Origin of the sequence: Tessaracoccus sp. ZS01 (assembly GCF_022342445.1) — a bacterium.
Taxonomy (GTDB): domain Bacteria; phylum Actinomycetota; class Actinomycetes; order Propionibacteriales; family Propionibacteriaceae; genus Arachnia.
Map to the genome: position 1 here is coordinate 651,237 of NZ_PQFE01000001.1, position 26,536 is coordinate 677,772.

Below are 26,536 nucleotides of genomic sequence, written 5' to 3' on the forward strand. Positions count from 1 at the left end.
TGCGTTCAGCCTTCGTTGAGGAATCTGCTCACGTAACGAGCCACGGCGCGCACCGCGGCGATGGTGGACGGGTAGTCCATCCGGGTGGGTCCGACGACGCCGAGGCTCGCCCGGAAATCGGCACCGTATCCGGAGGCCACCAGTGATGTCGACTGGAACCCCTGGGCGGTGTTCTCCTGCCCGATGCGGACGGTGATGTCGTCACCGCCCGCCTCACCGAGGAGACGCATGAGGACGACCTGCTCCTCGAGGGCCTCCAACAGCGGCCGCATATTCGTCTCGAAGGCGGCGCCGGCCAGGTTCGGGACGCCGGCCACCACCACCTGCGAGGCGGGTTCGGCGGCGATGGTTTCCAGGACCGTGGCGACGACCGGCGCGGAGAACGCCCGGTCCTCCGGTGCGATGGTGTCGAGCACCCTCACCAGTGCGTCGGCGGCATCTGCGGCGGCCCGGCCCACCGTCGCGGCGACCAACTTCTGCCGCAGCCCGTGCAGGCGGGCCTCATCCAGCGCCGGGGCCTCGATGACGCTCTGGTCCACCCGCCCCGAGGACTGCACGACGATCACCATCAAACGCTCGGCCGTCAGCGAGACCAGTTCGATGTGCCGGATGACGTCGTGCTGCGCCACGGGGTACTGCACGATGGCGACCTGACGGGTCAGTTGCGCCAGGAGGCGGACGGTGCGCATCACGAGGTCGTCGATGTCAGCGGTGCCGTTCATGAACGTGGTGATGGCGGTGCGTTCCGCGCCTGACAGAGGCTTGATGCGCGCAAGCTTGTCGACGAACAGCCGGTAACCCTTGTCCGTGGGGATCCGGCCGGCGCTGGTGTGGGGTTGCGTGATGTAGCCCTCCTCCTCCAACGCGGCCATGTCGTTGCGGACGGTGGCGGCCGAGACATCGAGCTTGTGCCGCTCCACGAGGGCCTTGGAGCCCACCGGCTCGCGGCTGGCCACGTAGTCGGTCACGATGGCCTTGAGGACTTCGAGCTTGCGGTCGTCGAACTTGCGGTCGTCTATCACGTCACCTCCAACACTTGCTGCAGCAGCCTACTCATTGGCACTCTCGTTTACCGAGTGCCAGTGTACCGCCCCTACGATGGGCATCATGACACTCGACTGGACCCCCGTGACCGACCGCGTCTTCATGACCACCGTGGAACCGCACCGTGTCAACATCGGGCTGATCGTCGGCGACACCGGGGCGATGCTGATCGACACCGGCAACTCGCCCGAGCAGGGCGCGGAGGTCCTGGCGTCGGCCACCGCGCTGGCCGGCGTCCCCGTGACTCACGTCCTCCTGACCCACGACCATCACGACCACGTCAACGGCCTGGCCGGCATGGGGGAGGTCATCTCGATCGCGCATGAGAAGCTCACGGCCGTTCCGGTCTCCCGCACGTTCTCGATGGCGCTGGCGGTGGATCTCGGCAACCTGCGGGTGGAGGCGCTGCACTTCGGCGAGGGCCACACCGACAACGACGTGCTGGTCTTCCTGCCCGGTGAGAACGTCGTCTTCGCCGGCGACCTCCTGGAGGAGGGCTCGGATCCGCAGATCGACGACCGGGGCTCGCTGAGCAACTGGCCCACCGTGCTCGACGGTGTCCTGGGCGCCGCGAACGCCACGACGCGCTTCGTGCCCGGCCATGGGGCCGTCGTCGACCGCGATTACGCGTTCATCCAGCGCGCCGAGATCGGCATGCTCTACGGCCAGACCGAGATGCTGATCCACCAGGGTACGAAGCTGGAGGACGCGGCGGCGGCCACGGAGTGGCCCTTCACCGCCGAGACGCTCGCCGTCGCCCTGCCGAAGGCCTATGCCGAGCTGAGTGCCAAGGGCATCGTGCCGAAGAGGCACCTGCCCCTGATCTGAGCGCGAACCTCAGATGATGGGCCAGTTCTGCTGGGCCACCATCCAACTCAGCGTGTCGCCGGCGACCAGCAGGCCGCCGCGCGAGCGCGAGGTGAGGCTGTAGTCCATGCCGTCGATCGTGCGGCTGATGCCGCCGTTCTCCACCACCATCAACGACCCCGCGAGATGGTCCCACGGGTGGAGGCTGGAGTAGAACATGAAGTCGAACGTGCCGTCGAGCACCGCCGGGTAGTCGAAGCAGCATGCGAAGTGGCTGCGCACCACGGGGCTCAGCTTGCCGTCGGCGTCGAAGCCGCGGAGCTTGCGCTTGGACGAGGCGCCCAGCGGCGGGCGGTCATGGCGCCGGCGTTCGATGGGGCCGCCGTTGAGCTGCACCCCGCCCCCCCGCTCGGCGACATAGGCTCGGCCGGTCTGCGGCTGCCAGATCCAGCCCCGGGTGGTGACGCCGCCGCGGACCTCGGCGAGGATGACGCCGTGTTCGTCGCGACCGTGCACGAAGTTCCGGGTGCCGTCGATGGGGTCGATGATGAAGGCATGGTCCGCGTTGCCCAGGCCCTTGAGGAGCGACGGGTCCGCGAAGACGGCCTCCTCCCCCACAACGACGGCGTTCGGGAAAGCGTCCTTCAGCCGGCGGGTGAGGTACACCTCGGATTCGTGGTCTGCGACGGTGACGAGGTCTCCGGGCTTCTTCTCGTTGACGTCGGTGTCGGCCAACAGCCTGAACCGCGGGGTGATGATCTCCGCAGCGGTCTCCTTGAGCAGGCCCAGAATGCCTTCGGTGTCCATGTCGCTACCTTAGTGGTCCGTCCGGGGTCAGGCGCCGAGGTGGTCCTGCGTGACGAAATCGATGAGGGTCTCCACCTTGGTGTTCAGTTGTGGCTCGAGGTCGCGCCAGCTGCTGACCCGCGCGAGGATCGCCTGCCAGCCGCGCGCGATGTCCGCCTGGTCCGCGTGCGGCAGGTTGAGGGCCTTGAGGGTGCCGAGTTTGAAGTCGACGTCGCGGGGCACCACCGGCCAGGCTTTGCGGCCGATGCGGGCCGGGCGGACGGCCTGCCAGATGTCGATGAACTCGTGCCCCTCGATGAGGACGACGTCGCGGTGGCCGGCGCGGTAGACCTCGGCCGCGATCCGCGACTCCTTCGAGCCGGGCACCAGGTGGTCGACCAGCACGCCCAGCCGACGACCGGGCTCGGGCCCGAAGTCCTGCACGATGCGCGGCAGGTCGTCGATGCCGCCGAGGTACTCGACCACGACGCCCACGTGCCGGAGGTCCTCCCCCCACACCTTCTCGATGAGCTCCGCGTCGTGGCGGCCCTCGACGTAGATGCGGCTGGGCAGCGCGACCTTGGCCTTGACGGGCTCCTGGCTCGCCCGGGAGCCGGAGGCGGTGTACTTGGGCTTAACCGGCCCTCCCCGCAGCGGGGCCCGGAGCGCGACGGGCTCGCCCTCCAGCAGGAAGCCGGGCCCGAACGGGGCGGAGCGGCGTTTGCCGTGCCGGTCCTCCAACACCACGAGGCCGTTCTCCCAGCCGACCACCGCGCCGCAGAAGTCGTCGAACTCGACCACCTGGTCGAGTTCGACGGCCACGTCACGGGTCTGCTTCAGATGGGCCCTCTGCCAGCCCGGTGCCAAGACGTCTCGCGCGTATCTGTCCACGGCGGACGACGCTATCAGCGCAACTCCACCTTCTTGTCGAACGACACCGAGGCCCAGACAATCGCCACTGCCGACAGCACCAGCATCGCCAGGAACATTCCGACGGGCACGACGCTCTGCTCCTCGATGGTGAAGATGTTGACCAGCCGGGCCTGGAAGCCCACCATCCCTGCTTCGTCGAAGACCATCTGCAAGGGGAGGAACGCGCCGAGGATGGCGGCAACCTGGCCGGCCACGTAGAACAGGAACCACACCAGGACGGGGCCACCGATGCCCATCTTGCTGCTCCAGGCCTCGCTGCCGACGGCCGCCGCGAAGTAGTACGACGCGAGCCAGACGAAGGGCCAGACCAGGATGAGCGCGATCAGCAGGACGATCACCCAGCCCGGGAGCATCCGCCCCATCGCGTCGAGCGCACCGGCGATGGCGTCGTTGACGCCCCCCACCGATCCGCCGCCCACCAGGGCGAAGGACACCGCGGCCAGATAGCCCAGCCCTGCGGAGACCACCAGGGCGATGACGCTCAACACGTAGGCGTAGAGCAACTTCACCCAGTAGATCGTCGAGCCCTTCACGGGGATGGCCCGGGTGAGGTACCCCGTCTTCGAGTAGGACGAGCGGTAGAAGTCGAAGCCGAGCCACACGGGCACCGCGGTGGGCACGGCGAACGCGCCGATGGCCGTGAGCACGGCGAAGAGGGTGTTGACGGGGGCCGGGAGGAGGACGGCGGCAAGGGTCGCCAGACCGACGACGAGCACCGCTCCCCCGACGATGATGAGGTACCAGCGCAGGGTGCGCCGAATCTCGTGCTTGATCAGTTTGCCGACCATCGGTAGACCTCCCGGAATAGCTGGTCAATGGACATGTTGCGCTCGGCCCGCAGGTCGTCGACCGAGCCGCTGAGCAGGATCTGCCCGTAACGCATGAACGCGAAGGAATCGAGGACGGGCTCGAGATCGTGGATGAGGTGGGTGGAGATCAGGACCAACGCGTCCTCCGGGAGATCCCGGACGATGGCGGCCAACAGGACTTCCCGAGCCGCGGGATCGACGCCGGAGATGGGTTCGTCCAGGAGGAAGACCTTCGCGTCACGCGACATGGCCAGCGCCACCTGGACCTTCTCCCGCATGCCCTTGGAGAGCGTGTTGAGTTTGCGGTGGGTGTCCAGCTGGAAGAATTTGAGCAGGTCGCGGCACTTTGCCTCGCTGAAATCAGCGAAGAAGTCCTTGAACATGCCCACGCAGCCGTCGATGGTGTCGTTGTCTGCCAGGAAGCTGGCGTCGGGCAGGAAGCTCACCATTGCCTTGGTGTCCGGCCCGATGGGGACGCCGTGCACACGGACCTCGCCGTCGTATTGCGTCAGTGCCCCGGCCAACACCTTCAACAGGGTGGTCTTGCCGGAGCCGTTCTCCCCGAGCAGCCCGACGATCTGGCCGCCCTCGAGCGAGAGGTTCAGGTCGTTGAGGGCAGGGAACGCGCCGTACTTCTTGGTCACGTGGGCGATCTGGATCGCCGGTGCTGTCATTCTTGGGCTCCTTCTGCGGGGACCGACCAGCGTCGGCCCAGTAGGTCGCGGGCGGCGGTGAGGCTCATGCCGAGCCCCTGGACCCGCCGCGCAAAGTCATCTGCCGCGCCCGCCGCGAGACCGAGGCGGGCCTGCTCGATGACGGCCGGGTCGTCGGTGACGAAACGGCCGGTGGTCCTTTCGGACCTGGTCATGCCCTGCCGCTCGAGTTCGGCGAGGGCGCGTTGGACGGTGTTGGGGTTCACCTTCAGCTCGCCAGCGAGGTCGCGGACCCCGGAGATCCGGGCCCCCGCTTCCCACTGGCCGGTGACGATGCGACGGATGAACTCGTCGACCAACTGAAGCCAGATAGGGCTGCTTGCGTCGAACTCCATCTCACCTCCCGTTGTCTCACTGTATTAGGTACTTAATACAGTAGCACAGAGGAGTCTCGAGGCTCAGGCTTCCTGAGTCGGTTGCGTCCGGGGTGAGGCCGGTGGCTCAGTACGCGCGGCGGCGTTCCTGGTAGCGGATGTCGCGGGCGAAGGAGTAGGCCACGAGCGCGACGGTGAGGCCGGTGCTCCACTGCACCACCGTGACGGGGACGACCGGCACGAGGGCCGTGACGGTGACAAGGGCCTGCAGGCCGCCGATGAGCCGGCGCGACTGCCTGAACGGCAACGGGAGGAGCCACTGCGGACGGAACCTGCCGCCCAACAGGAACAGATAGCGCGCGGCGCCCATCAGCAGGATCCAGGGGGCCAGCGGCACCAGGGCGAGGCTGAGCACGAGGAGCACCGCCGAATCGACCGCCACGTCCCAGCGGGCGCCGCGCTCGGTCACGGTGTTGGTGCGGCGCGCCACGGCGCCGTCCACGGCATCCAGCAACGCCGTCGGAAGCGCGACGAGGAACAGCGCCCAACTGCGCCCCGGCAGGTATCCGAGGTAGCCGAGCGCCACCAGCACTGCGCAGACGCCGCCGAGAGCAGCCCTGCCCAGCGTGATCCGGTCCGCCGGGGTCAGCCTCAGCTCCGTCACCCAGCGGCCCAGTCGCGCGGACCCAGGCGTGCTCATCGCCTGAGCCTAGCGGCGGCGCTCTGGCGGGTGGCTGCTTATGATGCAGAGGACGTCCAAGAAGGAGGCACCGTGGCCCCGATCGCTTTCGCTCATTGGCGCAGCCCCCAGACCAGCGGCGGCAACCGCTACGACGACGAGCTCATCGCGGGCCTGCCAGCCGCCGGGGTCGACCTCCGGGTCAGACCGGTGAAGGGGGCCTGGCCACTGCCCACGGATTGCGAGCGGCGTGCCCTCCTCCAGTTGCTCGCCACCGGCGACGAGTGGTTGGTCGACAACATCGTCGGTTCCGCGGCACCCGAGGCGATCATCGACGCCGTGGCAGAGGGCCGACGGGTGACGCTGCTGATGCACTACTTCCCCGCCGATGACCCGTCCCTGTCGTTGGAGGAGCGCGCCAAGCTGGGCGCGTCCGAGGGCCTGGCGGTCCGGGCGGCCAGCCGGTTGGTGGTCCCCAGCGCGTGGGCCGCCGCCGAGGTGGCCGGGCGCTATGGGCGCGCCGACGCCGTCGTGGCCCGGCCCGGGGTTTCGACGGGACCCGGGCCTGGGAAGTCAGCCGGAGCACCGTCGCTGCTGTGGCTCTCGCGGCTCACTCCGGGCAAGGACCCCATGACGTTCATCGAGGCGCTGGCCCACCTGCCGGACCTGGAGTGGACGGCGCGCCTCGTCGGCCCCGACGATGTGGACCCCACCCTCACGCGGTTGGTCGTCGCGCGGATCGCCGAGCTCGGCCTGGCTGGGCGCGTGTCCGTCACCGGAGCACGCAACGGCCCCGCCCTCGAGGCCGTGTGGACCGGCACCGATCTGCTCGTCCACACCTCGCGCGCCGAGATGTACGGCATGGTCGTGGCGGAGGCGGCGGCCCGCGGGATCCCCTCGATCGTGAGCGGCGGCACGGGGGCTGTCGAGGCGCAGACGAGCGGCGCGCAGTTCACCCCCGGCGACAGCGTCGGCCTGGCCGCGGAACTGCGCGCCTGGCTCACCGACGCCCACGTGCGCCGGCGTTGGCGGGCAGAGGCGCTGGCCGGCCGCGCTGGGATCCAGACGTGGTCCGACACCGTGGCGACAGTGGCCGCCGCTCTGCGCAGGTGACCTACCAGCGCAGTTGCTCGGGCGCGACGCGCGCGAGCACCCGCGCTTCGACGAATTCGACCACCGTGTAGGCGAGCAGGCCGAGCACGGTCACCACCACGACGGTGGCCCACAGCGACGTGTACTGGCTAGTGGCCGCGTCCACCGCCATCCGGTTGCCCAGCCCCGAGCCCGTGGCCAGCCATTCCGCCACCGTCGCCGCCAGCAGCGCGGTGGGGGCGGCGATCCGGGCCGAGGCGAAGAAGGCCGGCGCCATGGCGGGGAGTCGTCCGAGCCACAGGGTGCGCCCAGGGGAACTGTCGAACGTGGCGAAGACATCGGCCACCTGTCCCGGCAGCTGGCTGAGGCCGTAGAGGCACGCCACCATCGTCGGGAAGAACGTCATGATGGCCACCACCACGGCAGTGCCGAAGGCACCGCGGCCGAGCGCTGCCACCAGCAGGGGCGCGATGGCGATGATGGGCACGCACCGCAACGCCACGGCGACGGGGGTCAGCGCCTCGCGGGTACGGTCCGACAGCGAGAAGACCGCGGCCAACAACACCCCGGCGGCGAGGCCGGCGAAGTAGCCGGGCACCGCGACAGTCGCCGTCTCCGCCACGGCGTCGAGCAGCCCGGCCCTGTTGGCAGGGGCCTCCGGGCCGGCCACCAGCCACTCCCACACGTGCCAGGGCCGCTTCGCGAAGTAGGGATTGAGCCCCACGGCAGCGAAGCCGGCCGCCCACCCGCCGATCACCAGCACCGCGGCCACCAGGGCTCCCCCTGTCGACTCCAGCGCCCGGCGCCACCCGGGGCGGGGGCTCGCGTTCGACGGCGCGAGCAGGACGGGCGGCGTCTCCGGCGCGATCCGCCGGGCCAGGGCCGCCACCGCCTGGTACCCCAGCAGGGACACGGCCGTGGCCAGGAGCATCAGGGCCCAGAGGCCGTCGGTGTCCAGGCTGCGCAGCGCCAGGATGGACAGGACGCCGACACCGCGCTCGGCCCCGGTGAACTCGCCCACCAGTGCACCGAGGAACGCCGCGGGCACAGACGTCTGCAGCCCCGCCATGAGGTACGGCAACGCGGCCCGGGCACGCACGGTCACCAGCGTCACCCATCGGCCTCGGCCGTAGGTGGCGGTCAGGTCGAGCCAGGCGCTCGGCAGCGCACGGAGCCCCACCAGCAACGGGACCAGCGTCAGGTAGTAGACGGCCAGGGCCGCCAGCGTGATCTGGGGGCCGTCGTTCAGCCCGAACACCAGGCGCAGCAGCGGCCCCAGCGCCACCAGCGGGAGGCAGTAGACCACCAGCGCCAGTCGCAGCACGAGCCGCTCGGACCACGGGAGCAGCACCACCAGCAGCGCCAGCAGCACAGCGGCGCCGTTGCCGAGGAGGTAGCCCCACAGCGCCTCTCCCGACGTGTAGAGCAGCCCGCGTCCGTAGACGCCGGCGTTGGCCACCAGCTTCCCGACGATGCCCGACGGGGCGCCCAGGAGGTGCCGGCCGGCCAACAGCGTGCGCGCGAGCAGCTCCCACGCGGCCACCACGGCCACCCCGATCAGCACCCGACGGGCGAGGGCAGCCGGCCGGCCTCGGTCCGCCACGACCTCAGGCCTCTCCGTCGACCGACAGCAGGGCGCCGATCTCCTCCACGAGTTCGCGGAAGCGGTCAGAGCGCAGTTGTTCCGCAGTCCGGGGCCGGGCGAGGTCGACGGTGAGGTCGGCGACGATGGAGCCGGGGCGCGGTGACATGACGAGGACCCGATCCGCCAGCAGCACTGCCTCCGTGACGGAATGCGTCACGAGCAGCGTGGTGGTGCCGGTGTCTGACCACAGCGGCGGCAGTTCGATGTTGAGCCGGCGCCGCGTGAGCTCGTCGACGGCGCCGAACGGCTCGTCGAGGAGGAGGAGCCGCGGCTCGGTGATGAGGCACCTGGCGATGGCGGCGCGCTGACGCATGCCGCCGGACAGCTGCGCGGGCCGGGAGTGCTCGAACCCTTCGAGACCCACCATCCGCAGCAGCGCCAGCACGCGTTCGGGGTCTGCGGGTTGACGGGCGAGCTTCCGGGCGAGGGCGACGTTGCCCGCTGCCGTGCGCCAGGGCAGGAGGGACGCGTCCTGGAAGGCGATGGCGAGCTCACCCCGCCGTCGGATCTGTTGGGGGGCTTCCTCGCCCACCAGCACCGCACCGCCCGGGTCCGGCTGCTCCAGGCCGCCGAGGATGCGCAGCAGCGTGGACTTCCCGCAGCCGGAGGGGCCGACCAGAGCGGTGACGGTGCCGGCGGCGAGCGTGAGGTCGGTGGCGCCGAGGGCCACCAGTTCCCCGCGCGCGGTGTGGAACGTCTTGCACACCGCCCGGCAGGTCACCTGCGGTGCCGCCAGTGCGGGTTCTACGCTCACGCCGTGGGCCCGTCCTCGTAGATATCCTCAAGCAGGGAACGGTCCCAGAGCTCTGCGGTGGCCCCCTCGATGCCGAGGCTGTCGAAAAGGGCGAGGTTGTCGGTGATCTGCTCGTCCGAGAACCAGCCGAAGCCCGATTCGTCGGTGGCCTCGGAGAACATGATGTCCAGTTGGACCTCCGCCTGCTTGCGCTGGGTCTCCAGGTCCAGGCCGGCATCGGGGTAGGCCTTGACGGTGAGTTCCGCCGCGGCCTGCGGGTCGTCGCGGTACAGCTGCCAGCCCTGGAAGTCGGCCCGGAGCAGGCGCAGGATCTGATCGCGCTTCTCGGGATCCTCCAGGTTGGAGCGCAGCACGGTGTAGGTCTGGCTCATGGGGTTGTAGCCGAAGTCGGCCAGCAACATCGAATGGCCCTCCACTCCTTGCACCGCGAGGGCGACAGGGAGGTCGTTGTAGAAGCAGAAGAGCCCGTCGACCTGGTTGGCCGTCAGCACAGCGGGGTCGTACTGGCTGGGCACGAACTCCACCTGATCAGGCGTGAGCCCGTTGGTGGTGAGGAAGGAGTTCAAGCCCGGGGTGTCGGCCCCGGCAACGCCGATCCGTGCGCCGACGAGGTCCTCCGGCCGCTTCAACGGGGCCGTCGCCAGGGACAGGATGGTGCCCGGGAACTTCTGGTACTGCGCGCCGACGATCACGAGGTCCGCGCCCTCCGCATTGGATCTCGCCACACCGTCGGCTGCCGAAATGTTGACGAGGCTGCCGCCGCTGACGGTGTTGGCGTCTCCCGCGACGTTGGGGCCACCCGCAGCGAGCTGCACGTTGAGCCCTTCGGCCTCGAACAGGCCGCGCTCGCGGGCGAGGTAGGTCCCCCCGAACTGCACGGAGTGGGTCCAGGAGAGCTGGTAGACGACCTCCTCCAGGCTGCCCGCGGCGGGTTCGTCCCCTCCACAGCCCACGGCGCCGGCCACCGTGACGGCGCCGAAGGCGCCCAGCAGCGTGCGGCGCCTGATGATGGGAAAGGTCATGGCGTCCTCCTTGACGGGCCTCAGTCCAGCAGGTCGCGGATCACGCCATCGGCCAGGAGGCGGCCCGCCTGGGTCAACCGTAGCCTGGCGCCGTCGTCAGTCGCCAGGTTCGCGGCGACTACGGCAGACACGCGCGCCAGTTCGCTGGGTCGCAACACGTCCAGGGGCAGGCCCCCCGCCAGCCGCAGTTCGAGGAGGACCCGCTCGACGCGGCGGTCCTCGTCGGTCAGCACCTCGCGGGCGAGCGCAGGCGACTCCCCCGCCGTCAGCGACGCCGCGTAGCTGCGCGGGTGCTTGCGGTTCCAGAACCTGACTCCCCCCACGTGCGAATGGGCACCGGGGCCGATGCCCCACCAGTCGGCGCCCCTCCAGTAGGCGAGGTTGTGGCGACACTCGCCGCCCGGGCGCGCCCAGTTGCTCACCTCATAGTTGGCCAGGCCCAGCGCGGTGAGGGTCTCGTCGGCCACCAGGTACTTGTCCGCCAGGTCGTCGTCATCGGGCATCGGGATGTCGCCGCGGCGCACCTGCATCGCCAGGCGGGTGCCCTCCTCCACGATCAGCGAGTAGGCGCTGACGTGGTCTACAGGGGTGGCGGTCACCGCGTCGAGGCTGGCGCGCCAGTCGTCCATGGACTCGCCCGGGGTGCCGTAGATGAGGTCCAGCGAGATGTGGTCGAAGCCGGCGTCGCGTGCCCAGTGGGCGGCGTCCAGGCCCCGACGGGGGGTGTGGGTGCGCTGCAGCACCTGCAGCACGTGGGGCACCACGGACTGGAAGCCGAGCGAGAGGCGGGTGAAGCCGCCCGCGCGGAGGGTCTCCAGGTAGGCGGGACTGAGCGTGTCGGGGTTGGCCTCGGTGGTCACCTCGGCGTCCGGCGCGAGCCCGAACCTGTCGTCGATGGCGCGGAGCAGGCCGGTCAGCGCCTCAGCGGGCAGCATGGTGGGGGTGCCGCCGCCGAAGAAGACGGTCTGGACGGGCCGGGAATCGCCCAGGATGCGCTGGGCCAGGGCGAGTTCGGCGTGCGCGGCGCCCAGGTAGGTGTCCGGTGACAGGTCGCCCAGCTCGCTGGCGGTGTAGGTGTTGAAGTCGCAGTAGCCGCAGCGGGTGCGGCAGAACGGCACGTGGACGTACAGCGACAGGGGCGCGGTGGATGCCAGTGCGGATGCGGGGAGCGAACCGTCGGCCGGAGCCTGGTCGCCGTCAGGAAGCTGTGCCACCGCTACAGCTTAGGCGGCCCCGCTAGGTTGGGCCCGTGCCAACTCTCGCCCAACTCGTCGCCGACGGCTGCGGGCTGCCCTTCGCCGCGGCTGCCGACGACCTCCGCGAGGCGGTCACGACGCGTGGGGTCGCCGTCGTGGAGGCACCACCCGGCACCGGCAAGACGACGCTGGCGCCCGCCGTCGTGGCCGGCTGTGTGCGGGGACGCGTGGTGGTCACCCAGCCCCGTCGGGTGGCGGCCCGGGCGGCCGCGCGGCGCTTGGCCTCGCTGACGGCCACCGCGGTGGGCGAGGTGGCGGGCTTCACGGTGCGCGGCGAGCGGAAGGTGTCGCCTGCCACACGCGTGGAGATGGTCACGCCGGGCGTGTTGCTGCGCCGCCTGCTGCGGGATCCCTCCCTCGAAGGAGTGGGCGCGGTGATCCTCGACGAGGTGCACGAGCGCGGCCTCGACACGGACCTCTTGACGGGCCTCCTTGCGGAGGTGCGGGAGCTGCGCGAGGACCTCGCCGTCGTGGCGATGTCGGCGACCCTCGACGCCGCCGGGCTGGCCTCGCTGTTGGGCGGCGGGTCGCCGGCTCCGGTGGTCGGTGTGCCCGCGGTGCTGCATCCGCTGGAGGTGCGGTGGGCCGCCGGGCCGATGCCGCTCGACTCGCGGGGGACGTCGCGGGACTTCCTGGGGCACGTGGCGGGCACCGCCGAGCGGGCCTTCGCCGAGCTGCCCGCCGACGGCGACCTCCTGGTCTTCCTCCCCGGGGTGTGGGAGGTGCGCACCGTCGCGGAAGCGTTGCGCGGCCGGGTGGCCGCGGAGGTGCTGGAACTGCACGGGCAGGCGGGGGCCCGGGAACAGGACCGCGCGGTGGCGGGCCGCGGGCCCGGGGATCGGCCCCGGGTGGTGGTGTCGACGAACCTGGCCGAGTCGTCGTTGACGGTCAACAGCGTGCGCGCGGTGGTCGATGCGGGCCTCTCCCGGGAGCCCCGACGCGATTCCGGCCGTGGCATGTCGGGACTGGTCACGGTGCGCTGCGCGAGGTCGTCGGCGGACCAGCGTGCCGGGCGGGCCGCGCGCCAGGGGCCGGGCGTGGTGTGGCGCTGTTACGACGAGCGGACCTACACGGGGCTACGGGCCCAGGTCACGCCGGAGTCGCAGACCTCGGACCTCACCGGAGCCCTCCTGACGCTCGCGGCCTGGGGTGCGCCCCGTGGCGAGGCGTTGTCGCTGCCCAGCGCCTTCCCGGCCCTCGCGGTGGCGGAGGACGAGCACGTGTTGCGCTCGCTCGGCGCCGTGGACGACGACGGCCGGGTCACCGCGCACGGGCGCAGGCTGGCCGACATTCCCGCCGCGCCGCGATGGGCGCGGGCGCTGGTGGACGGCGCGCCCCAGGTCGGGAGCCGGGTTGCCGCCGAAATGGTGGCGGCCGTCGCACTCGACCTGGGCGGTGACCTCACCGTCGCGCTCCGAGGGCTGCGGCGCGGGGAGGCGCCGGAGTCGCGGCGCTGGCGGGCAGAGGCGGACCGCCTGGAGCGGCTGGTCGACGCCACGCCGGGCTCCGGTGGTCTCCCGGGGGCGGTGGTCGTGTTGGCCTACCCCGAGCGTGTCGCCCGCAAGGCGGGCGCCTCGCATCTGCTGGCCTCCGGCACACGCGCGGCCGCGCCACGGGAACTGGCGGAGCAGGAATGGTTGGCCGTGGCCGAGGTCACGCGCGCCGCCGGCGCCAGCGCGGCGGGCACTGGTGCTGTCGTCCGGTCCGGGGCGCCGATCGACGAGCGGACCGCGCGGGCGGCGGCCGCCCACCTGCTGCTGGACGAAGTGCGCGGCACGCTGGTCGACGGCCGGCTGAGGGCCCGCAGGGTGACAGCGCTCGGCGCGATCGAACTCACGTCCACGCCGGTGTCCGCCGGAGAGTTGGGGCCCGAGGCCGTGCGGCAGGTGATCGAGGAGAAGGGGCTGGCTGTCATCGGCTGGTCGGAGACCGCAGACCGGCTCCGGCGGCGCCTCGCCTTCCTCCACCGGCGGTTGGGCGCAGCGTGGCCCGACGTGTCGGACGCGGCGCTGCTGACCCGCCTCGACGAATGGCTCGGCCTCGAACTGGCCGACGCCGCCCGCACCGGTCGCCTCTCGGGGATCAGCCTCACCGCCCCGCTGCGCCGGCTGGTGCCGTGGCGGGAAGCCACCCGCCTCGACGAACTCGCTCCCGAGCGGCTCGCCGTGCCGAGCGGCTCCACCATCCGGTTGGACTACCCGGCCCACGACGACGACGCGGCGGTGGTCTGCGCGGTGAAGCTCCAGGAGTGCTTCGGGTTGGCGGAGTCGCCCACGATCGCGGCAGGCCGGGCCCGCGTCCTGTTCCATCTGCTGTCCCCCGCCGGCAGGCCGCTGGCGGTCACCGACGACCTGGCGTCGTTCTGGTCCGGCCCCTACGCGCAGGTGCGCGGTGAGATGCGGGGCCGGTACCCCAAGCACCCGTGGCCGGAGGATCCGTGGACCGCCCAGGCCACGTCGCGTACGAAGCGGCGCAGCTGACGGGTGAGTGAGGTTCACTCGTTCTCCGCGAACCCTCAGGGCGCGGGCTTATTTGGCGCTGGATTCCCCGGTGGACAGTGCGGCGACGAATGCCTCCTGGGGGACCTCGACGCGACCCACCATCTTCATCCGCTTCTTGCCTTCCTTCTGCTTCTCGAGCAGCTTGCGCTTGCGCGAGATGTCGCCGCCGTAGCACTTGGCCAGGACGTCCTTGCGGATGGCGCGGATGGTTTCACGGGCGATGACGCGCGAGCCGATGGCGGCCTGGATGGGCACCTCGAACTGCTGCCTCGGGATGAGTTCCTTGAGCTTGGCCACCATGGCCAGGCCGTAGGTGTACGCCTTGTCCTTGTGCACGATCGCCGAGAAGGCGTCCACCGGGTCGCCGTGCAGCAGGATGTCGACCTTCACCAGTTCGGAGGTCTCCTCGCCGGCGGGGTCGTAGTCGAGGGACGCGTAGCCCTTGGTGCGTGACTTCAAGGCGTCGAAGAAGTCGAAGACGATCTCGGCCAGGGGCAGCTTGTAGCGCAGTTCGACGCGGTCCTCGCTGAGGTAGTCGAGGCCCAGTTGGACCCCCCGTCGGTTCTGGCACAGCTCGATGATGGTGCCCAGGTACTCGGCCGGGGTGAGGATGGTGCCGCGCACCACCGGCTCGTAGACGTCGGCGATCTTGCCCGTGGGGTATTCGGAGGGGTTGGTCACGGTGTGCTCGGACCCGTCCTCCATCACCACGCGGTAGACCACGTTGGGGGCGGTCGAGATGAGCGAGAGGTTGAACTCGCGCTCCAGCCGTTCGCGGACGATCTCCATGTGCAGCAGGCCCAGGAAGCCGATGCGGAAACCAAAGCCGAGCGCGCCGGAGGTTTCGGGCTCGTAGGTGAGGGCCGCGTCGTTGAGTTGGAGCTTCTCCAGGGCCTCGCGCAGTTCGTTGAACTCGTCGCCGTCCACCGGGTAGAGACCGGCGTAGACCATGGGGTTGGGGTGCCGGTAGCCGCCCAGGTCCTGGGTGGCGGGCCGCGCCTCGAGCGTCACGGTGTCGCCGACGCGGGATTGGCGCACGTCCTTCACGCCCGTGATGAGGTAGCCCACCTCACCGACGCCGATGGCGTCCGACTTCACGGGATCCGGCGAGATGACGCCCACCTCGAGCAGTTCGTGGGTGCCCAGGGTGGACATCATGCGGATGCGTTGACGGAAGCCGAGTTCGCCGTCGACCACCCGGACGTAGGTCACCACACCGCGGTAGGTGTCGTAGACCGAGTCGAAGATGAGGGCCCGCGCAGGAGCGTCGGGGTCGCCGACGGGGGCGGGGATCAACTCGACGACCGCGTCGAGGAGCTCGGGCACGCCCACACCGGTCTTGCCGGAAACCATGAGCACGTCAGAGGGGTCACAGCCGATGATGCCGGCGATCTCCGCGGCGTACTTCTCCGGGTTGGCGTTGGGCAGGTCGATCTTGTTCAGCACCGGGATGACCTGCAGGTCCGCCTCGATGGCCAGGTACAGGTTGGCCAGCGTCTGCGCCTCGATGCCTTGGGCGGCGTCGACCAACAGGATGGCGCCCTCGCAGGCGGCCAGCGACCGCGAGACTTCGTAGGTGAAGTCCACGTGGCCAGGGGTGTCGATCATGTTGAGGATGTACTCCTCACCATTCTTCGTCCACGGCATGCGCACGGCCTGCGACTTGATGGTGATGCCGCGCTCGCGCTCGATGTCCATGCGGTCGAGGTACTGGGCCCGCATCTGCCGGCCGTCGACGACCTTGGTCAGCTGCAGCATGCGGTCGGCCAAGGTGGACTTGCCGTGGTCGATGTGCGCGATGATGCAGAAGTTCCGGATGATTGCCGGATCGGTCTTGCCTGGTCGGGGTGCGGGCATCAACATTCCTCGTTGGTGGACAGAGACAGGCCATCATCTCACGGAGTGCGGGACGTTGAACAATGCGACCGATTTGGCCCGCGCCGCAGAACTCAGGTAGGGTTGAGCGTCGCGTGCAAACGCATGACCGAGTACACCCCCCTTTAATCCGTAAAGAGGCCTGCCCCGTGGCGAATATCAAGTCCCAGATCAAGCGCAACAAGACCAACGAGATCTCCCGTCTCCGTAACAAGGCGGTCAAGTCCGAACTGCGCACCCACCTCCGCAACGTCCGCTCCGCCGTCACCGAGGGCGAGTCTGAGAAGGCTGCCGAGCTCCTCGTCGTGGCCAACCGCGCGCTCGACCGCGCCGTGAGCAAGGGCGTCATCCACAAGAACCAGGCTGCCAACCGCAAGTCGCGCATCGCGACTGCCGTCAACGCCATCTGATCCAGCACTTCTAGCTGCTGTTTGATTCCTCAACAGCGCCTTGGCCCTCGGTCGTCAAGGCGCTGTTTTGCGTACCCTGAGGCGGTGCAGCGTCAGCGACGACGCTGCTGCAGCACGCCCAACACCATGCGCTCGAGCGCGAACGCAGCGTCCGTGGCGGCGCCCTTGACCTCCGCGTCACCGCGGGCGATGAGCCGGATGGCCTCCGCCACCCCACCCACCTGCCAGGTGTTCGACGCCCTGGCGTAATCCTTGAGCTTGAACGGGGGCACCCCGATCTCGCGGGCCAGGTCTGCGCCGCGCAGCCGGCTGTTCTGCGCATCGAGATACTTCGCCAACCCGCGGAACGAACTGGCCACCGCACTGGTGATCAGCACAGGTGCCACGCCGGTCTCCAGCGCCCAGCGCAACCGCTCCATGGCGAGGGTGGCGTTGCCGGCGACCACCGCATCGGCCACCGCGAAACCGGAGACCTCTGCCCGGCCCGCGAAGTAGCGGCGCACCAGGGCCGCGTCGATCTCGTTGGCACCCGAATCAGCGATGAGTTGATCGATGGCCGAGGCCAGGGCCCGCAGGTCATGGCCCACGGCCGCCACCAGTTCCTCGGCCGCATCAGCCTGCATCCGGATGCGCTGCCGCTTGGCTTCCGCCGCGACGAAACCGGGCACTTCCCAGGGCTTGAGGGCCGCTACCGTCTCCACCGGCACCTTGGCCTTCTTCAACTTGTCGATGAGGCCCTTGCCCTTCACACCGCCGGGGTGCAGCAGGATGAGGCAGAGTTCCTCCGGCGGGTTGGACGCGGCGGCCACCAGCTGGTCCACCACCGACGCCGGGGTGGAGCCCACGTCGTCGATCACCGCCAGCGTGTGGCTGGAGAAGAGCGAGCCGCCGATCACCTCCGAGAGCATGGAATCCTCAAGCTCCGTGGCGTGGATCTCGTTGATCCCCGCCTCAGGATGCGCGGCCAACGCCCTGGACCTGATCTCGGCCACGGCGCGCTGCGCCAGCAGCTGTTCCGGACCGGAGATGAGGATGGCCGTGCCGAACGGGGACGAAGTCATGCCTCTGATCCTGCCAGGCTCGTGCGACATTGTCGCGGTGCGGAGCTCGTCGTCATCACTAGACTCGGGTCTGTTCCGCTCAGTGAGGAGTTCTTCCATGAATCAGCCCGTCCGCTTCGGTATCTTCGGTGCCGCCGGCATCACGCCCCAGGCCCTGATCACACCGGCCCAGGCGAATCGCGACGTCGAGTTGTACGCCGTCGCAGCCCGCGACCGGGGCCGGGCTGAGAGCTTCGCCGCCGAACACCACATCGGGCACGTGCATGACTCGTACGAGGCGCTGCTGGCAGATCCCAACGTCGATGCGGTCTACATCCCGCTGCCCAACTCCGAGCACGGCAAGTGGACCGTGGCCGCGTTGGACGCCGGCAAGCACGTGCTGGTGGAGAAGCCGTTCGCGTCGAACGCCGACGAGGCGGAGGAGGTCGCCCGCCGGGCCGCAGGCTCCGACCGCGTCGTCATGGAGGGCTTCCACTACCGCTACCACCGGCTCATGGCGGAGACGCTGAAGCTCATCGCCGACGGCGCCATCGGCGACCTCGTGGAGGCCGAGGCACACTTCGACATCAATCTGCCGGACCGCTCCAACATCCGCTACAACCAGTCCCTCGCGGGGGGCGCCACGATGGATCTCGGCTGCTACAGCCTCCACTTCGTGCGCAGCGTGGTGGGCGAAGAGCCGGAGGTCGTCTCCGCGGAAGCCAGGCCGTCGGACGATCCGCGGCTCGACGAGGCACTCAGCGCGGAACTGAGGTTCCCGGGCGGCGTCACGGGCCGCATCTCCAGCTCGCTGCTGGAGGACGAGGAGCGCCAGACCTGCATCATCACCGGCACGAAGGGTGTCATCCAGGTGGAGGGCTTCGTGAAACCCCAGGACGGCAACACCCTCACGCTGACCAACGACGCGGGAGTGACGACCGTGGAGGTGCCCACCCAGCCCACGAGTTACGCGGCCCAGTTGGCCGTGTTCGTCGACGCGGTCCGCAACGGCACCCCGGTGCTGACCGGCCCAGACGATTCGGTGGCGATGATGCGGGCCATCGATGCCATGTACCGCGCCGCCGGCCTGGAGCCGCGGGAGACCACCGTCTAGGGCAACCCCCTCATCCCGCTCCCGCCGCGGTCCGGATCGTCAGCTTCTCCCCCACCAACGCCACGGCGATGGAGCCCTGGGTGTCAGTTCGGACGATCTCCATCCCGTGGGAGCGGGCCAGGTCCATGGCGCTGACGCTCGGGTGACCGTAGGAGTTGCCCTCCCCGGCGCTCGCCACCGCCAGCGCCGCACCGGAAGCCGCGAAGAAGCGCGGCTCCTGGCGGGAGGAGCCGTGATGCGGCAGCTTCAGCACGTGCGCCTCGAGGTCCACGCCGAGTTGTGCCGCTGCCCGCAGCGCGACACCCTGACCGGCCGGCTCCGCGTCCCCCGCGAGCAGCACCCGCAGGGAGCCGCTGGAGCCGACCCCGACGACGGAGGCGTCGTTCTCCGCGGAACCCTCCCCCTCGGCCTCCGCGACGGCAGCCCCAGCGGGTTCCCACACGGACGCGGTGCGCCACGTCACGTCGCCGACCTCCAGCACCTCGCCCGGCGTCGCTGAGCGCACCTCGGTGCCGGTTTCGCGCGCGATGTCCTCCAGCCACGGTGGGTGGGGACCAGAGCGGACCAGAACCAGTGACGGCCGGTAGCGGGCGATCAGCGCCTCCGCGCCCCCGACATGGTCCGCGTGGTAGTGGGTCAGGATCAGTAGGGGGATGGCCTCGACCTGCAGCGACTCCAGGCAGCTCACCGTGGCCGGCGGTTCCGGCCCGGCATCGATCACGACGGCCGCGCCTCCGCGGGCGTTGAGAACCGTGGCGTCGCCCTGGCCCACGTCGCAGAAGACCGCCTGCCATTCGCCCGGCCAGCCCAGCGGCACCGGCCGCACGAGGGCCAGCGCCACGAAGAGGCTGATGAACCCGACGCCGCCCCATCGGTGGCGGAGGGCCCGCAGCAGCACCACGGCGAGTGCGGCGGAGCCGAGCGTGATCAGAGCGACACCCAGGGCCGAGCCCTTCCATGTCCAGGATGCGGTGGGCAGAGCCGAGCCGAATTCCGCGAGCCACAGGATGGGCTGCGCGCACCAGCCGGCCAGCCAGCCGGGGCCGGCCGCCAGCCATGGCAGTGGGCACAGCAGTGCAGCGGCGAAGCCGAGGACGGTGGTGGGGCCGACGAAGGGTCCGGCCAGCACGTTGGTGAGGACCCCGACGACCGAGACCTGGTCGCTCAGCGCCGTGATGATCGGCTGCGTGGCAAGTTGGGCTGCGAGGGGCACCGCAAGCGCTTCCGCCGCCCATCGGGGAGCCCACCGCGAGATGGCCGCGACGAAGAGGGGCCCCAGCAGGACGATGCCGGCGCAGGCGGAGGCGGACAGGGCGAAGCCGATGGAACGCGCCATCCACGGGTCGAGCCACACCAGGATGAGCACCGCCACGCAGAGCGAGCGGATGGTGCGCCGGCCCGCACCCACACCGATCGCTGCCAACGCCACCAACCCCATGGCCGCGGCGCGGTAGACCGAGGGCTCCTGGCCGCAGATCAACACGAAGGCCACCACTCCGCCGAGCGCTGCCACCCGTACGCTCCACCCCCGCAGACCCAGCCCGCGCACCGCGGCGAGAACCACGCTGAGCATCAAGGTGAGGTTGGCGCCCGAGACCGCCATGAGGTGCGTCAGAGCGGTGACCTGGAACTGGTCACGCATCGCCGCGTCCACTGCCGAAGTGTCACCCACCACCAGGGACGGGACCAGCGCGCGCTGGCGGGGCGGCGAGTGCGCCACGGCGTCGCGCAACCCCTGCCGCATGGCGTTGACGGCTCTGTCGACGATGCCGGGCCCGGTCACTTCGGAGCCGATCTCACGCAGGCTGAGGACCGCAACGGCGGCGTCGTCCGGCTCCGGGGCACGCAGTCGGGCACGCACCTCGTACGTGCCGCCGGCGGTCAGCCCCAGCAACTCCTGGGACACCGCACCGCTCGCGAGGATGACGACGGGCACCTTCGACTCCACCCGCTTCTGCCTGGCCTCCGCCCAGATCAGTTCGGCGTGGCCGATCACGACGCCCTCAGCCGGCTGCGCCTCGGCAAGGAGCTTCAACCGCACCGTACCGATCGCCCCGTCGGCAGCGAGCTCAGCAACGGGCGACGCGTGCCGCTGCCAGCTCTGCACCCCGGACATCAGCAGGGTCACGGTGAAGGTCGCGATGATCATCGCTGTCCAGGCGCGACGTCCGCGCACGGCCACCACCGCCAGCAGAAGGAGACCGACGAAGGCCGCGATGACTGCTTCCCGCTCGGGCCGCCAGCCGGACGAGCCGAGCCACGCCGCCCCCCACGTGGCCAGGGCCAGCGGAGCCAGCCGCCAGTCATGAGTCACCCTCCCCAGCCCTTCCACACCGTCAGGAGCCGATGGTGACCAGCGGCTGGAGCTTCTGGAAGGTCTTCGGGCCGATGCCGCTGATCTCCTGCAGTTCCTCCACAGAAGTGAAGGGCCCATGCTCGTCACGCCAGCCGATGATTGCGCCGGCGGTCACCGGGCCGACTCCGGGAAGCGACTCGAGCTCACCAGCAGTGGCCGTGTTCAGGTCCACCACTCCCCCTGCCGCCGCACCGCCAGCAGCCCCCGCGGGCGGAGGCTCGGCGCCCACCAGGTCGCCCTTGGGCTTCCCGACGGTACCGATGACGATCTGCATTCCGTCGGACACCTGGGCGGCGAGGTTGAGTTCGGCCGGGTCAGCGTCGGCAGCCAGACCACCGGCTGCGAGGATGGCGTCCTCGACGATGGTGCCCTCCGGCAGCTCGACGACGCCGGGCTCAGCGACCGCTCCGGCAACGTGGACCCGCAGCATCTTCACCGGGGCGGGCGACGACGGTTCCACCGGGGCCGCGCTGACCGTGACGGGCGCAATGGGCACTTCCGTCGCCGCACTGCGACCGAGAGCAGCGACGGCCACCCCCACGCCGCAGAGGAGGAGCACGGCGACGACCACCAGGTGCTTGACGGTCAACGTGGGCACCCGGCTCGTGGTGGCCACCGGTGTCGGCCCGGCTGACGCGGGTGAGGTGCGCTCAGCCGGAAGCGGCGGCGACAGGAGGGGAGGCTCCGGCACCGGAGGTTCGGGGAGGCCACGCCGGGGCGCGCCAAGAGAGGGCCTGCCGGCGCTCACGTAGGCGAGCCGGGCGCGGGCCATCTCCTCCGCATCGGTGTGCTGCATACCTCCATGGTGGTCAGAACCAGGTTCGAATCACCACGGGATGTCCTCCCTGTGGACAAGTACTGCCAGAGGCCTCGAGCCCCCTGACCCGGGCGCAGCGCGCCCGGGTCAGGGGTGGGAACTACTTGCCCGGGACGAGGCTCAGCATCTTGGGCAGACGGGCGATGACCTTGACGATCTCGCGGCCGGCCAGCGAGCGCTGGACCGCATCGTCGGCGAGGGCCGAAGCGAGGGCGTCCTCCTCCGTGATGTCGGCCGGAACCTCGAGCTTGCCGCGCACCTTGCCCTGGATCTGGACCACCATCGTGACGGTGTCGTCGACGGTGAGGGCGGGATCAGCCGTGGGCCAGGCGCTGTTGGCGACCGACGGGGGCTGGCCGAGCAGCTCCCACATCTCCTCCGCCACATACGGCGACACGACGCTCAGCGCCTGGGCGACGAATTCGACGGCCTCCCGCACTGCGGGGTCAGCGCCGCCGGCGCCGGAATCGATCGTCTTGCGGGTGGCGTTGACCAGCTCCATGGTGCGCGCGACAGCCACGTTGAAGCGGCCACCGTCGAGCAGTTGGGTGATCTCCGTGATGGCCTTGTGGGTGGCCTTGCGCAGCTGCGGGTCACCCTGCGTGAAGTCGACGCCCGGCTGGGAGTCGACGTCTGCGGCCAGGCGGTACGCGCGCTGGAGGAACTTCAGGCTGGAGCCCGGCGAGACCTCGGCCCAGTCGATGTCGTCCTCCGGCGGGCCGGCGAAGATCATCGTGAGACGCACGGCGTCCACGCCGAACTCGTCGATCTGCTTACCCAGGTCGACGCCGTTGCCGAGCGACTTGCTCATCGCCCTGCCCTCGTTGATGACCTGGCCCTGGTTCAGCAGGCGCAGCATGGGCTCGTCGAACGAGACCAGCCCCATGTCGCGCAGCACCTTCGAGAAGAACCGCATGTACAGCAGGTGCAGGATGGCGTGCTCGACGCCGCCCACGTACTGCGCCACCGGCATCCACTTCGCCACGTCTTCAGGGTTGAAGGGGCCCTCGGTGTATCCGGGTGAGCAGTAGCGGAAGTAGTACCAGGACGAGTCGACGAACGTGTCCATCGTGTCGGTGTCGCGCTTCGCGGGTCCACCACAGGTGGGGCACTCGGTGTTGACCCAGTCAGTGGCCGACGCCAGCGGAGAGGTGCCCTTGGGTGCCAACGCGGAGCCGCGCAGATCCGGCAGCCGGACCGGCAGCTGCTCGTCGGGGACCGGTACCTCGCCACACTTCTCGCAGTGGATCACCGGGATGGGGCAGCCCCAGAAGCGCTGGCGCGACAGCAGCCAGTCGCGCAGGCGGAACTGGACTGTGCCGGTTCCCCTGCCCTCGGCCTCAAGCTGCTCCGTGATGCGGGCGACGCCGGAGGCCTTGTCCGTGAGACCGTTCAGCACGCCCGAGTTGAGGTAGGCCCCGTCGCCGACGGTGGCGATGCCGGTCTCTTCAGGGTTGGTGCCGTCGACATCGAGCACGGTGCGCACCGGCAGCCCGAACTTGCGCGCGAAATCGAGGTCGCGCTGGTCGTGGGCCGGCACGGCCATGATCGCGCCGGTGCCGTAATCGGCCAGCACGTAATCTGCGGCCCAGATCGGCACCTGCTCGCCGTTGACAGGGTTGATGGCGTGGACGCCGAGCCACACGCCGCTCTTCTCGTTCTCCGTGGACTGGCGCTGGATCTCCGTGGTGCGCTTCACCTGCTCGACGTACGCCTCGAACGCTGGTCGCTGCTCGTCGGTCACCAGCTCTGCGGCGAGTTCGCCGTCGGGGGCCACCACCATGAACGTCGCGCCGAACAGCGTGTCCGGACGCGTCGTGAACACGGTGATGGGCTTCTCACGACCCTCGACGGTGAAGTCGACGTGCGCGCCCTCGGATCGGCCGATCCAGTTGCGCTGCATGGCCAGCACGTGATCCGGCCAGCCGTCCTCGAGCAGCGACATGTCGTCGAGGAGTTCCTGGGCGTAGTCCGTGGTCTTGAAGTACCACTGGTTGAGCTTGCGCTTGGTGACCTCGGACTTGCAGCGCTCGCAGCGGCCGTCGATGACCTGCTCGTTGGCCAGCACCGTCTGGTCCTGCGGGCACCAGTTGACGAAGGAGTCCTTGCGGTAGGCGAGTCCCCGCTCGTAGAAGCGGTTGAACAGCCACTGCGTCCAGCGGTAGTACTCCTCGTCCGAGGTGTGGAGGCGCCGTGACCAGTCGAGGCTCAGGCCGTAGCGCTTGAAGGAGCGCACCTGGGTCTCGATGTTGTTGTACGTCCAGGTGGCGGGGTGCGCATCTGCCTTGATGGCCGCGTTCTCCGCGGGCAGCCCGAACGAGTCCCAGCCGATGGGGTGCATGACGTCGTAGCCGCGCAACCGCCAGTAGCGGGAGACGACATCGCCCATCGCATAAGCCTCGGCGTGGCCCATGTGGAGGTCGCCGGAGGGGTACGGGAACATGTCCAGGACGTAGCGACGTTCGCGGCTGCCGTCATCCAGCGGCCGGAAGGTCTCGTCCTCCTCCCAGAATGCCTGCCACTTCTCCTGGGCCTGCACCTTGTCGTACTGCACAGCCTCTTGGCTCACGACTCTCTCCTGATTGCACAACGAATTCCCGCGCCGAGACGGCGCGGAGACTCACTATATCGCCAGGAACGCATCCACCTCGGCGGCGGTCGGGGGCTGCGCGCCCTTGCGGGTGCAGACGATCGCGGCGGCGGCGGTGCCCCTGTCCAGGGCACCGGCCACGTCGTCGGGGTGGTGGGCGTAGGCGGAGAGGAAACCCGCCATGAAGGTGTCGCCCGCGCCCACGGTGTCGATGACGCCGACGGAGTGGCCCGGCACGCGTACCACTCTGCCGTCCGGCTTGACCGCGGCGGCCCCATCCGGGCCGAGCGTGACGATGAACATGGCCAGGTCGTGTTCCTCTGCCCACGCTCCCGCGTAGGCCAGCGGGTCCGAGTCGTCGTCGACCAACCAGGCGATGTCCTCGTCGCTGGCCTTGACGATGCCCCCGTTGCGCCCCACGGCCGTCATCAGGTCTGAAACCAGCCCGAAGTACTCGGCGCGGTCAGGCAGCGTGGAGGGGCGCACATTGATGTCGAAGCTGACGGCCGCCTCGGTGCCGCGCACGAAGTCGAGGACGTGCTTGGCGCCTGGGCCGATGACCGAGCCGATGGAGCCGAAGTGCAGCCAGTCCTGCGGGGCGACGGTGGGGAACTCGTCCCAGCGCCAGTTGAAGTTCGACGTCTGGTCGAAGTGGAAGAAGTAGCTGGCCTTCCCCTCCACGTCGAGGGAAACCACGGCAACCGACGTCGCTTCATCGGTGGGGACCGCCAGGTCCAGTTGCACCCCTGCCGTCTGCAGGTGGCTGCGCAGTTGGCGACCGAAGGAATCCGAACTCAGGCGACCCAGGAAGTGGACGTCCTCCCCCAGCTTGGCCAGTGCGGTGGCCGTGTTGAACGGGCCGCCACCGGACCGGGCGATCCACCGGCTCTCGGCTGGGGAAAGCTGTTCTTCCGGCATCAGATCAATGAGGGCTTCGCCACACACCACAAAACGCATGGCCGCAATCTACGCCACCGGCCACCGGGCCGTCGCGCCGACCTCAGCATTCGGTTATCCACAAGGAAGCGGGTCCGTGGTGATCCCGGAAGCCCGCTGACCACAGTGATGCCATGCACACGCTTCCTGTCCTCCGCGGCACCACCCGTGCCGACCTGCTGGCCCTCCCGTCTTTCATGTTCGGTTTCCACCCCTCTGACTCCGTCGTCCTGCTCGGGATGCAGGGGAAGGTGGTGAGCTTCTCCTCACGCCTCGAGGCGAAATGGTTCCGCACCCACTTCGACCGGGTGGCGGACCAGATGTTGAACGTCACCTCCCACATCGACGGCGTCAGGTTCATCCTGCTCGGCTATTCGAAGGATCTGGACCTGGCCTGGGCATCGGTCATGGAACTGGCAGACGTCCTCGGCGCCGAGCGGGTGGCAGAGGCCCTGGTGACCGACGGCTCGCACTACTGGTCCCTCACAGACGATGAGGGGCCCGTGGCCTACGACTTCGACGCCAGCCCGGTGGCCGCCCACGCCGTCTACAACGGCGTGAGCATCTACGCCTCGCGGGAGGAGGCGGTGGCCCCGGTCCAGACGTGGGAGCCGCCCGCTCAGAGCGAGGTCGACCGGGCCCTTGCCGAGATCGCCGGGTTCTCCGAAACCGAGGGCCTGGCCCGTCTCGAGGCACTGGCCGAAGCCCAGACCCCGTTGGAAGTGCAGGAGGGCCTGATGCTCGCCTGCCTGCTGGATGACGAGGACCGCTCCGCTGCCCTGACCACCCGGCTGAACACGTCCACCGCGGAGGTCATCTGGCACAACCTCCTCGCTGCCCGCCGCGTGACACCGAGCTTCGCCCAGCCGACGGTGGTCGCTCTGCTGGGCATCGCCTCATGGTTGTCCGGGCACGGCGCGCAGGCCACAGCGTGCATCGAGCAGATGGCCACCCTCAACCCCACCCATCCCATCGGGATGCTCCTGGCGAGCGTCCACCAGCACGGCATCCCGCCCCAGAGATGGGACGAATAGGTTTCACCC

Annotated in this window: 23 protein-coding genes; 6 read left to right on the forward strand and 17 right to left on the reverse strand. The window is 69.8% G+C overall.

Translation table 11 applies throughout. The features are described 5' to 3' along the window. Positions 1–5: 5 nt before the first annotated feature. Complete coding sequence (hrcA, locus tag C3E87_RS03130; RefSeq protein ID WP_076059544.1) at positions 6–1,019, reverse strand: heat-inducible transcriptional repressor HrcA; 1,014 nt, start codon at positions 1,017–1,019, stop codon at positions 6–8. Positions 1,020–1,107: 88 nt separating this feature from the next. Between hrcA and C3E87_RS03135 the strand changes: the two genes are divergently transcribed. After that, positions 1,108–1,872 carry an MBL fold metallo-hydrolase gene (locus tag C3E87_RS03135; protein ID WP_158069034.1) on the forward strand — a complete coding sequence of 255 codons (765 nt, stop codon included), beginning with the start codon at positions 1,108–1,110 and terminating at the stop codon, positions 1,870–1,872. Positions 1,873–1,881: 9 nt separating this feature from the next. Here C3E87_RS03135 and C3E87_RS03140 read toward each other — a convergent pair whose 3' ends face one another. The 6 genes from C3E87_RS03140 to C3E87_RS03165 form a co-directional block, all read right to left on the reverse strand. After that, positions 1,882–2,658, reverse strand: a complete 777-nt coding sequence (locus C3E87_RS03140) for an inositol monophosphatase (RefSeq protein WP_076059117.1) — start codon at positions 2,656–2,658, stop codon at positions 1,882–1,884. Between the two features lie 27 nt (positions 2,659–2,685). After that, positions 2,686–3,528 (reverse strand): DUF3097 domain-containing protein, encoded by an 843-nt coding sequence (locus tag C3E87_RS03145; RefSeq protein ID WP_083665378.1) that lies wholly within the window; start codon positions 3,526–3,528, stop codon positions 2,686–2,688. 14 nt (positions 3,529–3,542) lie between these two features. Beyond that, positions 3,543–4,358: a hypothetical protein gene (locus C3E87_RS03150; protein ID WP_076059120.1), complete on the reverse strand. Its 816-nt coding sequence runs from the start codon at positions 4,356–4,358 to the stop codon at positions 3,543–3,545. Next, complete coding sequence (locus tag C3E87_RS03155; RefSeq protein WP_076059122.1) at positions 4,343–5,053, reverse strand: ABC transporter ATP-binding protein; 711 nt, start codon at positions 5,051–5,053, stop codon at positions 4,343–4,345. Before C3E87_RS03155 ends, C3E87_RS03150 begins: the two co-directional genes overlap by 16 nt. Continuing rightward, a complete protein-coding gene (locus tag C3E87_RS03160; protein ID WP_076059124.1) occupies positions 5,050–5,427 on the reverse strand; it encodes a GntR family transcriptional regulator in 378 nt (125 codons plus the stop codon). The genes C3E87_RS03155 and C3E87_RS03160 overlap by 4 nt, the downstream gene beginning before the upstream one ends. 106 nt (positions 5,428–5,533) lie before the next feature. Next, the gene (locus tag C3E87_RS03165) at positions 5,534–6,106 is read right to left on the reverse strand and encodes a CDP-alcohol phosphatidyltransferase family protein (RefSeq protein WP_076059126.1); all 573 of its coding nucleotides are present in this window, start codon (positions 6,104–6,106) and stop codon (positions 5,534–5,536) included. A 72-nt stretch (positions 6,107–6,178) separates the two neighbouring features. Here C3E87_RS03165 and C3E87_RS03170 point away from each other — a divergent pair, with 72 nt between their 5' ends. Continuing rightward, positions 6,179–7,198, forward strand: coding sequence for a glycosyltransferase family 4 protein (locus C3E87_RS03170; protein WP_076059128.1), 1,020 nt, complete (start codon positions 6,179–6,181; stop codon positions 7,196–7,198). Between the two features lies 1 nt (position 7,199). On the opposite strand, the gene C3E87_RS03175 is transcribed toward C3E87_RS03170, so the two are convergent. From C3E87_RS03175 to hemW, 4 genes are read right to left on the reverse strand one after another with little or no spacing between them, the layout of a single operon-like run. Then, on the reverse strand, positions 7,200–8,780 hold the full coding sequence (locus C3E87_RS03175) for an ABC transporter permease (protein ID WP_076059130.1): 1,581 nt from the start codon (positions 8,778–8,780) through the stop codon (positions 7,200–7,202). A 4-nt stretch (positions 8,781–8,784) separates the two neighbouring features. Beyond that, positions 8,785–9,576 (reverse strand): ABC transporter ATP-binding protein, encoded by a 792-nt coding sequence (locus tag C3E87_RS03180; protein ID WP_076059133.1) that lies wholly within the window; start codon positions 9,574–9,576, stop codon positions 8,785–8,787. Next, positions 9,573–10,598 carry an ABC transporter substrate-binding protein gene (locus tag C3E87_RS03185; RefSeq protein WP_076059135.1) on the reverse strand — a complete coding sequence of 342 codons (1,026 nt, stop codon included), beginning with the start codon at positions 10,596–10,598 and terminating at the stop codon, positions 9,573–9,575. Before C3E87_RS03185 ends, C3E87_RS03180 begins: the two co-directional genes overlap by 4 nt. 20 nt (positions 10,599–10,618) lie before the next feature. Continuing rightward, a complete protein-coding gene (gene hemW, locus C3E87_RS03190) occupies positions 10,619–11,812 on the reverse strand; it encodes a radical SAM family heme chaperone HemW (RefSeq protein WP_076059137.1) in 1,194 nt (397 codons plus the stop codon). A gap of 35 nt (positions 11,813–11,847) precedes the next feature. On the opposite strand from hemW, the gene hrpB reads away from it, so the two are divergent. Further along, positions 11,848–14,334 carry an ATP-dependent helicase HrpB gene (gene hrpB / locus C3E87_RS03195; RefSeq protein WP_076059139.1) on the forward strand — a complete coding sequence of 829 codons (2,487 nt, stop codon included), beginning with the start codon at positions 11,848–11,850 and terminating at the stop codon, positions 14,332–14,334. Between the two features lie 48 nt (positions 14,335–14,382). On the opposite strand, the gene lepA is transcribed toward hrpB, so the two are convergent. Further along, complete coding sequence (gene lepA, locus C3E87_RS03200; RefSeq protein WP_076059142.1) at positions 14,383–16,212, reverse strand: translation elongation factor 4; 1,830 nt, start codon at positions 16,210–16,212, stop codon at positions 14,383–14,385. Between the two features lie 167 nt (positions 16,213–16,379). Between lepA and rpsT the strand changes: the two genes are divergently transcribed. After that, on the forward strand, positions 16,380–16,640 hold the full coding sequence (rpsT, locus tag C3E87_RS03205) for a 30S ribosomal protein S20 (RefSeq protein WP_076059144.1): 261 nt from the start codon (positions 16,380–16,382) through the stop codon (positions 16,638–16,640). A 92-nt stretch (positions 16,641–16,732) separates the two neighbouring features. Here the strand turns inward: rpsT and holA are convergent, their stop codons facing one another. Next, on the reverse strand, positions 16,733–17,701 hold the full coding sequence (gene holA, locus C3E87_RS03210; RefSeq protein WP_076059146.1) for a DNA polymerase III subunit delta: 969 nt from the start codon (positions 17,699–17,701) through the stop codon (positions 16,733–16,735). Between the two features lie 97 nt (positions 17,702–17,798). Here holA and C3E87_RS03215 point away from each other — a divergent pair, with 97 nt between their 5' ends. After that, positions 17,799–18,794: a Gfo/Idh/MocA family protein gene (locus C3E87_RS03215; protein WP_076059148.1), complete on the forward strand. Its 996-nt coding sequence runs from the start codon at positions 17,799–17,801 to the stop codon at positions 18,792–18,794. Between the two features lie 10 nt (positions 18,795–18,804). Here the strand turns inward: C3E87_RS03215 and C3E87_RS03220 are convergent, their stop codons facing one another. From C3E87_RS03220 to C3E87_RS03235, 4 genes are all read right to left on the reverse strand, one after another. Continuing rightward, positions 18,805–21,108: a ComEC/Rec2 family competence protein gene (locus C3E87_RS03220; RefSeq protein WP_158069035.1), complete on the reverse strand. Its 2,304-nt coding sequence runs from the start codon at positions 21,106–21,108 to the stop codon at positions 18,805–18,807. 22 nt (positions 21,109–21,130) lie between these two features. Beyond that, a complete protein-coding gene (locus tag C3E87_RS03225; protein ID WP_143570866.1) occupies positions 21,131–21,946 on the reverse strand; it encodes a helix-hairpin-helix domain-containing protein in 816 nt (271 codons plus the stop codon). Between the two features lie 121 nt (positions 21,947–22,067). Further along, positions 22,068–24,536: a leucine--tRNA ligase gene (leuS, locus tag C3E87_RS03230; protein ID WP_076059150.1), complete on the reverse strand. Its 2,469-nt coding sequence runs from the start codon at positions 24,534–24,536 to the stop codon at positions 22,068–22,070. A 54-nt stretch (positions 24,537–24,590) separates the two neighbouring features. Continuing rightward, positions 24,591–25,514, reverse strand: a complete 924-nt coding sequence (locus C3E87_RS03235) for a carbohydrate kinase (RefSeq protein WP_076059152.1) — start codon at positions 25,512–25,514, stop codon at positions 24,591–24,593. Positions 25,515–25,627: 113 nt separating this feature from the next. Between C3E87_RS03235 and C3E87_RS03240 the strand changes: the two genes are divergently transcribed. Then, a complete protein-coding gene (locus tag C3E87_RS03240) occupies positions 25,628–26,527 on the forward strand; it encodes a DUF4192 domain-containing protein (protein WP_076059154.1) in 900 nt (299 codons plus the stop codon). Positions 26,528–26,536: the final 9 nt, after the last annotated feature.

Coding starts and splice junctions, on each gene's coding strand:
- C3E87_RS03135 (WP_158069034.1), top strand. CDS start 1,108: ATGACACTCGACTGGACCCCCGTGACCGACCGCGTCTTCATGACCACC.
- C3E87_RS03140 (WP_076059117.1), bottom strand. CDS start 2,658: ATGGACACCGAAGGCATTCTGGGCCTGCTCAAGGAGACCGCTGCGGAG.
- C3E87_RS03150 (WP_076059120.1), bottom strand. CDS start 4,358: ATGGTCGGCAAACTGATCAAGCACGAGATTCGGCGCACCCTGCGCTGG.
- C3E87_RS03155 (WP_076059122.1), bottom strand. CDS start 5,053: ATGACAGCACCGGCGATCCAGATCGCCCACGTGACCAAGAAGTACGGC.
- C3E87_RS03160 (WP_076059124.1), bottom strand. CDS start 5,427: ATGGAGTTCGACGCAAGCAGCCCTATCTGGCTTCAGTTGGTCGACGAG.
- C3E87_RS03165 (WP_076059126.1), bottom strand. CDS start 6,106: ATGAGCACGCCTGGGTCCGCGCGACTGGGCCGCTGGGTGACGGAGCTG.
- C3E87_RS03185 (WP_076059135.1), bottom strand. CDS start 10,598: ATGACCTTTCCCATCATCAGGCGCCGCACGCTGCTGGGCGCCTTCGGC.
- lepA (WP_076059142.1), bottom strand. CDS start 16,212: ATGCCCGCACCCCGACCAGGCAAGACCGATCCGGCAATCATCCGGAAC.
- holA (WP_076059146.1), bottom strand. CDS start 17,701: ATGACTTCGTCCCCGTTCGGCACGGCCATCCTCATCTCCGGTCCGGAA.
- C3E87_RS03215 (WP_076059148.1), top strand. CDS start 17,799: ATGAATCAGCCCGTCCGCTTCGGTATCTTCGGTGCCGCCGGCATCACG.
- C3E87_RS03225 (WP_143570866.1), bottom strand. CDS start 21,946: ATGCAGCACACCGATGCGGAGGAGATGGCCCGCGCCCGGCTCGCCTAC.
- C3E87_RS03235 (WP_076059152.1), bottom strand. CDS start 25,514: ATGCGTTTTGTGGTGTGTGGCGAAGCCCTCATTGATCTGATGCCGGAA.
- C3E87_RS03240 (WP_076059154.1), top strand. CDS start 25,628: ATGCACACGCTTCCTGTCCTCCGCGGCACCACCCGTGCCGACCTGCTG.